The 6,754-nt window shown below is 60.4% G+C and carries 9 protein-coding genes and 1 tRNA gene; 5 read left to right on the top strand and 5 right to left on the bottom strand.

Going from position 1 to position 6,754, the window contains the following annotated elements; translation table 11 throughout:
- Positions 1 to 460: 460 nt before the first annotated feature.
- Positions 461 to 1,153, bottom strand: a complete 693-nt coding sequence (locus tag HMPREF3048_RS04270) for a CPBP family intramembrane glutamic endopeptidase (protein WP_246818841.1) — start codon at positions 1,151 to 1,153, stop codon at positions 461 to 463.
- A gap of 10 nt (positions 1,154 to 1,163) precedes the next feature.
- Here HMPREF3048_RS04270 and HMPREF3048_RS04265 point away from each other — a divergent pair.
- Positions 1,164 to 1,237: transfer RNA gene (locus HMPREF3048_RS04265), tRNA-Leu, on the top strand.
- 196 nt (positions 1,238 to 1,433) lie between these two features.
- Positions 1,434 to 1,898, top strand: a complete 465-nt coding sequence (locus HMPREF3048_RS04260; protein ID WP_070421693.1) for an S-ribosylhomocysteine lyase — start codon at positions 1,434 to 1,436, stop codon at positions 1,896 to 1,898.
- 5 nt (positions 1,899 to 1,903) lie between these two features.
- Here the strand turns inward: HMPREF3048_RS04260 and HMPREF3048_RS04255 are convergent, their stop codons facing one another.
- Positions 1,904 to 2,845 (bottom strand): suppressor of fused domain protein, encoded by a 942-nt coding sequence (locus HMPREF3048_RS04255; RefSeq protein WP_070771290.1) that lies wholly within the window; start codon positions 2,843 to 2,845, stop codon positions 1,904 to 1,906.
- 98 nt (positions 2,846 to 2,943) lie between these two features.
- Between HMPREF3048_RS04255 and HMPREF3048_RS04250 the strand changes: the two genes are divergently transcribed.
- Complete coding sequence (locus HMPREF3048_RS04250; RefSeq protein ID WP_070421698.1) at positions 2,944 to 3,726, top strand: Bax inhibitor-1/YccA family protein; 783 nt, start codon at positions 2,944 to 2,946, stop codon at positions 3,724 to 3,726.
- A gap of 115 nt (positions 3,727 to 3,841) precedes the next feature.
- Here the strand turns inward: HMPREF3048_RS04250 and HMPREF3048_RS04245 are convergent, their stop codons facing one another.
- The 3 genes from HMPREF3048_RS04245 to HMPREF3048_RS04235 all read right to left on the bottom strand — a co-directional run bounded on the left by HMPREF3048_RS04245 (position 3,842) and on the right by HMPREF3048_RS04235 (position 5,466).
- The gene (locus HMPREF3048_RS04245) at positions 3,842 to 4,351 is read right to left on the bottom strand and encodes a hypothetical protein (RefSeq protein ID WP_070421691.1); all 510 of its coding nucleotides are present in this window, start codon (positions 4,349 to 4,351) and stop codon (positions 3,842 to 3,844) included.
- Positions 4,352 to 4,388: 37 nt separating this feature from the next.
- A complete protein-coding gene (gene greA / locus HMPREF3048_RS04240) occupies positions 4,389 to 4,910 on the bottom strand; it encodes a transcription elongation factor GreA (RefSeq protein ID WP_070421690.1) in 522 nt (173 codons plus the stop codon).
- 106 nt (positions 4,911 to 5,016) lie between these two features.
- Complete coding sequence (locus HMPREF3048_RS04235; protein ID WP_224212882.1) at positions 5,017 to 5,466, bottom strand: DUF4307 domain-containing protein; 450 nt, start codon at positions 5,464 to 5,466, stop codon at positions 5,017 to 5,019.
- A gap of 102 nt (positions 5,467 to 5,568) precedes the next feature.
- On the opposite strand from HMPREF3048_RS04235, the gene mca reads away from it, so the two are divergent.
- Positions 5,569 to 6,450, top strand: a complete 882-nt coding sequence (gene mca / locus HMPREF3048_RS04230) for a mycothiol conjugate amidase Mca (RefSeq protein WP_070771289.1) — start codon at positions 5,569 to 5,571, stop codon at positions 6,448 to 6,450.
- Positions 6,450 to 6,749, top strand: a complete 300-nt coding sequence (locus HMPREF3048_RS04225) for a hypothetical protein (protein WP_070771288.1) — start codon at positions 6,450 to 6,452, stop codon at positions 6,747 to 6,749. Before mca ends, HMPREF3048_RS04225 begins: the two co-directional genes overlap by 1 nt.
- Positions 6,750 to 6,754: the final 5 nt, after the last annotated feature.

The raw sequence follows: 6,754 nt of genomic DNA, 5'->3' as shown, positions 1-6,754 counted from the left end.
TTAACGTCTGGATTGTTCACCAATCCAACCCACATTCCACACTGACGCGAAGGGTTGTTGAACGATCTGTTTTGCCGTGGGTGCACTTCGTTGAACAATCTTTATGCATGCATAGTATGCGGTTTAAGGGTGTTTTCAGCCAACACCCGCCCTGCCGGATCGCGACCTGGGGAAATGCCGGAACAGCACTTCAAAACGACCCAGGAATGGTCGGGAGGATTGTTCAACGACTGTGAAAACGGCTCGAAATGGGTGTGACGTGCGGATTGTTCAGCAATCCGCACCACCTGCTTACCCCCGCAAATTACCCCCATTTTCCGGGCAGGCACGCCATAACAGGCCTCAAGACACGAAAACAGGGCGTTTCACGCCCGTTTGCGCCGCTGCAACCACCATCACGACGCCCGATTCGATGCCTATATATAGGGCTGTATAGGGCCTGGCTGGGATTCGATCGATTTCAGAGGAGCGAGGGCAGGATCAGCAGCATTGCAATACTCCACGTCAGGTGGAGTGCGATGGGGGAGTACAGCCTGCCGGTGCGCACTGCCTCGGTATAGGCGAGCGCACCGAGGACCACTGCGGCGAACACGAGCAGCGGAACCCCCATCACGACGGTGACCAACCCGTAGGCGACCGTCGACCACACACCAGCCTGCAGCACCGTTTGTCCCATGCTTCGCAACTGGCGAGGGACGACGTCGCGGAAGATGAGCTCCTCGCCGACGCCGTTGACCACGAGGACGAGCAGCGTCAGGACGTACCCGCCTTTGCTAGGGGTATCCAGGATCTCTGCCACCGGTCCGGCAAGTGCTGGGATGCGGGTGACAATAAGTGCGCCCAAGAAAAAGACAACCGCAAGTGCAGTGCCTAACCCTATGCCACGTGCGATGTCGCGAAGTTTGCTTTGTCCAGCGAACGCGCACCTGTCGCCCCACACCCACCAGGCGGCCAGGTACACGGCGGCGGTAAATGCGGTCGCCGAATAGAAACCTGCGGTGCCGTCGCCAGCTTGGCGCGCGAGGAAGAGTCCGAGCGCACCAAGAATGCAGGGCAGAAGAAACAACCATTGCCTGGCCACGAGAGAAACTCCGTCCGGGTTCATGAGATACAGTGCGCCGGTTTCAGCATTGAGGCGCCGGGGAAGTACCATATTTCTCGGCGCCCCTATAGCCCAATTGGCAGAGGCAGCGGACTTAAAATCCGCCCAGTGTCGGTTCGAGCCCGACTGGGGGCACAATTACTTGCCCGGTAACCGGGCTACATGGCGGTATAGCAGCCGTTGACGAGGTGTCGTCGGAAAACAAGAAGCTCACTCGCGCAGCAAGCTACGCAGCCTCGCCGATTCGGGATGCGGCAGCCGTGACCAGCGCGACTCTCAACGATGAATCCAGTGATGGGAACGGGCCAGCGCGTTCAGTACAGTCGGGGCCATGACTGATCGCATGAATGTTGAATCCTTCAACCTCGACCACACCAAGGTTGACGCACCGTTTATTCGCCTGGCGGACCGAAAGGAACTTCCCCAGGGTGACACGCTGGTGAAGTGGGACATCCGCTTCAAGCAGCCGAACGTCGAGCACCTTGAGATGCCGGCAGTGCACTCCCTGGAGCACATGTTTGCCGAGCACGCCCGCAACCATGCAGACAACGTGATCGACTTCGGCCCGATGGGCTGCCAGACCGGTTTCTACCTGATGCTCTCCGGCGACGTCGCCGAGGCTGAGGTCGCTGATCTGGTGGAAAAGACGCTCACCGACATCACCAATGCCACCGAGGTGCCGGCTGCGAACGAGAAGCAGTGCGGCTGGGGCGCAAGCCACGACCTCGAGGCCGCTAAGCGCGAAGCGCAGGCGTTTCTGGACAAGCGTGACGGGTGGGGCAACGTCTTTAAGTAAGCGTCCTACGTTGTCGGGTCGATGACCTGGAACGTCAACGGCACGGTAGTCAACGCATAAGTGCCCGGCGCAGTGTCGAATACAGCGAGCAATTCATTCGCTACATCGGCACGGCCCGGCACGACAATGTGATCCTCGGCCAACTCGAGATCGATTGCCTTCGGGTCGAACATGAGCCACGTGTCGTTGCGGATGAGGGCATATGACTTGCCAAACAGCAATCGGTAGCGCGCCGCCCGAAGGAGTGCGGCGGCGGCACGTTCGTCGAGATCCACACGGCCAGCGACATCGACATCTAAATACTTGGCGGTGTTTGCGCCGATAGAGGAGCCGTCGGTGTGCGAGGCGTCGTCGAGAAGCACACGCACCTGCGGATCGCTTGACAGCGGGGCACGTGCAGGATCCGTCAACCCAAGCGGCACATGCTCGCCGAGCACGCCCGCGAACTTCACCGGATCCCACCGCAACATCCGCTCCAGATCATCTCCGACCAACCCCGCGGCGTAGGTGAACTGCACTCGCCCGGTCGGTCCCTCCGCACAGCCGAGGAGTGGATCCGCGACGAACACAAACCCCGCGAGCGAGGCAGAAGCCGACGATAAATAATGCCCAGGCTCAATCTCGACTCCGCTGCGGACCACGTTGCGAGCCATGCGTGCCAGCTGCTGCGCCGGCCACTCAGGAGGGAACACCTCATCGTCCATCGGGATGCGGAGCGTGAGCTCGGTCTGTGTGCCCGCAACGCGTTGCGACGACTCCACCTGGGACAACCCGAACGTGCAGTACAAGACGTGGGGGAGGGGGTCGTCGACAAGAAATGCGAGCACATCTACCTCTGCGTAAGAAAAGGTGTAGGACTGCGCGCCACCAGTTGCTGCAGCGAGCCGTTCCAACACAAGATCGCCGCCCGTGCTCGGGCCGCGACGCCAACGATCGAACACACCCATGTGTCCAAATTCTACGCCTCGGGAACCTTTTTGAAGGTGCAAGCGTTACAACCTGTGAATAGTGGTCGCAACAAGACTCGAAAGGAATGTTGGACGACGTGAGAAGTACCAACCCGGTTCTGAAGAACCTGACCAATGAAGAACACACCGCTGGCTACGGCTACGCGCCCGAAATCCAGCAGGACCGCCCGCTGACGGTCGATGACATTGTCTCCAAGACCGGCATCACCATCGCCGTTATCATCCTGTTTGCCGCGATTAACTTCGGCATTTACCTGTCCGGAAACGCTGGCGTGGGGATGATCCTAACGCTTGTCGGCGGTATCGGCGCGTTCGTGGTCACCCTGGTCCACGCGTTCTCGCGCACCTTCGGCTCCCGCACGGTGACGCTTCTGTACGCAGCCTTTGAAGGCCTGTTCCTAGGCGGATTCTCTCTGCTGATCTCCGGCTGGTTCTCCGTCGGCGGGGCTGACGCTGGCCAGATGATTTTCCAGGCCATCCTGGGCACCCTCGGCGTGTTCATTGGCATGCTCGTGGTTTACCGCACCGGCGCCATCCGCGTCACGCCGCGACTGAACCGCCTGATCACCGGCGCCATCTTCGGCGTTGTCATCATGGCGCTGGGCAACCTGCTGCTCGCTCTTTTCACCGGCCAGAACCCACTGCGTGATGGCGGCACCATGTCCATCATCTTCGGCGTCGTATGCGTGGTCCTCGCAGCTATTTCCTTCCTGCAGGACTTCGACCTGGCCGACAGGCTCGTGCGCACCAGCGCACCGTCGAACGCCGCGTGGGGCGTCGCACTGGGCCTCGCTGTGACGCTCGTGTGGCTCTACACCGAGATCCTGCGTCTGCTGTCCTACTTCGCCAACGACCGCTAGACGGCGCTAAGCAACGCTAAACGGCGGTACCAAACGCCGCCGACAATAAAGCGGCCCTGTTCCGATTGGAACAGGGCCGCTACTCTTTGCGCCGATGAGAGGCGATTAGAGGCGATTAGAGACGATCCGGGTTCACGGTCGCACCATCAACCGAGATGGTGGTGAACAGCAGATCGTTGTTCACAACCTGCGGAGCGCCAAGGACAACCTTGACGCCTTCCTCGCGGTTATTCGGATCCAGGACAACACGGGTTGCGGTGCCCTCAGCCAGGTCGGCGGTCCAGGTATCCCAGACGATGTCCTGCAGGAAATCGTTCTGGCTCTTGCAGTCGACCGTCAGCTGGGTCGGGCGCAGCAGGCCGGTCTCGCCACAGTTGTTGAAGGTTGGCAGCTCGTCCGCGGCGGCCTCGAGGGTCTCCGTCGCGGTCGCCTCGCTGGCCTCGACAACATTGGTCGCGGCGGTGGCGGAAGCACCAGCACCCTTGAGGGAGCCAGCGTCTTGGCTCGTCGCGGTGTCGATCTTCTTGTCAGACGGGTTCTCGTTCGGCGGGGTGCAGCCGGCGAGGGCGAGAGCAGCGATGGCAGCTACGCCAACCAGAGCTTTGCGGGAAGAGGTTGCAATCACAGGATGATCCTTCGCTATCGAAAAAGAACGGGTAAAACTACTTTGCACGAGGCGTTGAAGCTTTAACTGAATCATACGGCTCAGCCTTGACGATCGTGACCGAAATCTCGCGACCATTCGGAGCCGTGTAGGTACGGGTCTCGCCCTCAGCGGCACCAACGACGGCAGCGCCCAGCGGGGACTGCTCGGAGTAGGTCTCCAAATCAGCGTTGTCGGTCGACGCAGCGCGGGTACCGATGAGGAACGTCTCGCGATCCTCCTTGTCGCCGTTGTAGTAGACGTGAACGACGGAACCGATGTGAGCGACACCTTCGACAATGCCGGTGCGCTCGGTGGTGGAGTTGGAGAGGATCTCAGAGATCTGCTTAATGCGAGCCTCTTCCTGATCCTGCTGCTCACGAGCTGCGTCGTAACCAGCGTTTTCCTTCAGGTCGCCTTCCTCGCGGCGCTCGTTGATCTCCGCGGCAATCACCGGACGGTTATCGATCAGCTGCTGGAGTTCGGCCTCCAGCTTGGCCTTCATTTCCGGGGTAATGTACTGCTGCTGGGGTTCAGCCATAGGGGTAACACCCTTCCCTCATACGTAAAACGAGCCCGCAGGCTGCGGGCGAAACTGTGCAGATATACCGCAAAAGATTAGCACATGGTAGTGCGTGGCCCGTGTGCTAGCGGGCGTCGTAAAATTTGCTCTCCGGGTCCATGTAGAACGGCAGATTTTCGGAACAGCCGTAGATGCGGCCGGAAACAAGCGGTTCACGCAGCGGCAGGTCCACCGGGATGCGCTGGTGCTTCTCCCCGCCGGCGGGGAGGATGACCTCGCGGCGCCCCACCTCAGCGTGGGAGTAATCCACCGCAGTGACGATGCAATAGGACGGTACCGACGGGTCCTTGCGGGTCACGTCGATCCAAAGGCGTCCGGTTGAGTCGTCGATATGTTCCTGCGAAATAAATTCAGCGGTGACGGGACGGTCCATCCTGTCGATGATCGTTCGGGCGCCGAAGAAGATGAACGCGATGGCGATGAGCACAGCGGCGACTGCGACCACTTTGCCGCTTACGCCGTCGCTCTTGCCGGAGCTATAGCGTTGCGACGGACGGCGCACTGGAGTGGACACGGATGCAACCTCGCAATAACAAGGGGGATAGGGACTTAACTGGGATGGTACTAAGATGTTCCGAAGTTCTAACAACACCCCTACAAAAGTTGGAGAGTACGAGTGGCTGGTCTGCGTCTGATGGCGATCCACGCTCACCCGGACGATGAGTCCTCGAAGGGTGCGGCGACCATGGCGAAATACGCTGCCGAAGGGAACCGTGTGAAGGTGGTGACCTGTACCGACGGACGACGTGGGGACATTTTGAACCCTGCGATGGACCGCCCTGGGGTGCTCGAAAACATGACGGCCGTGCGCCACGAGGAGATGGCGCGTGCCGTCGAGGCGCTTGGTGTGGAACACGTTTGGCTGGGCTACGAAGACTCCGGCTTGCCTGAGGGGGACCCGCTGCCGCCGCTGCCGGAGGGGTCGTTTGCGGTCCAGGACCCGGAAGAGGTTGCGGTGAAGATCGTGGAGGAGATCCGCGAGTTCAAACCGCACGTCATCATTACCTACGACGAAAACGGTGGCTACCCGCACCCGGACCATCTCATGGTTCACGCGATTTCGATGATTGCGTGGGAGAAGGCGGGTGACGCCTCGTTTGCGCCAGAAGCCGGCGAGCCGTGGACACCGCTGAAGCTCTACTACACGCATGGTTTTATCCTCCAGCGCATGAAGCTGCTGCAAGAGGCGTTGTTCGAACGCGGTGAGAAGAGCCCCTACGAGCTCATGATCAAGCGCTGGGAGGAAGCCGAGGGGGATGTGTTTGACCGCGTGACCACCCAAGTGGAGTGCGCCGACTACTTTGAGCAGCGTGCCCAGGCGTTGACCGCCCACGCCACCCAGATCGACCCGGCTGGCGCGTTTTTGGCCAGCCCGGTGTCGGATCAGCAGAAGGTGTGGCCGACGGAAGAGTTTGAGCTCGCGCGTACCAGGGTGGAGACCACCTTGCCCGAAGATGACCTGTTTGCCGGTATCAATGCCGGTGCTGAGGAGGAATAGTGTTCGCCAACTTCATCAACGCTGCCGCAACCGTTGATCTGATCCTGGCGCAGTCGCCGGGGGAGACCCCAGCTGGTCCGGACTTTGGCAAGGCGTCGCCGATTGGGCTGCTGCTGCTTGTCTGCCTCGCGGTCGTCGTCCTGTCGATTGGGTATGCGTTTCACCGGCGTTTCTCCCGGTTCCGTCGTCGTCAAGCATTTGCTGAGGCGCACGGTATTGATCCTTTTGACGAGAAAGCTATCGACGAGGCCATGGCGAAGGCTGGTGTTGCCGACCAGCGTAAGAAGCGCTCCTTTTAAGCCCC

Source organism: Corynebacterium sp. HMSC075D04, from assembly GCF_001815635.1.
In the GTDB taxonomy this organism is placed as follows: Bacteria; Actinomycetota; Actinomycetes; order Mycobacteriales; family Mycobacteriaceae; genus Corynebacterium; species Corynebacterium coyleae.
Note: the sequence above shows the minus strand (reverse complement) of the source record. Positions and strands in the feature narration are given on the sequence as shown.

Coding starts and splice junctions, on each gene's coding strand:
- HMPREF3048_RS04270 (WP_246818841.1), bottom strand. CDS start 1,153: ATGGTACTTCCCCGGCGCCTCAATGCTGAAACCGGCGCACTGTATCTC.
- HMPREF3048_RS04255 (WP_070771290.1), bottom strand. CDS start 2,845: ATGGGTGTGTTCGATCGTTGGCGTCGCGGCCCGAGCACGGGCGGCGAT.
- HMPREF3048_RS04260 (WP_070421693.1), top strand. CDS start 1,434: ATGACTGATCGCATGAATGTTGAATCCTTCAACCTCGACCACACCAAG.
- greA (WP_070421690.1), bottom strand. CDS start 4,910: ATGGCTGAACCCCAGCAGCAGTACATTACCCCGGAAATGAAGGCCAAG.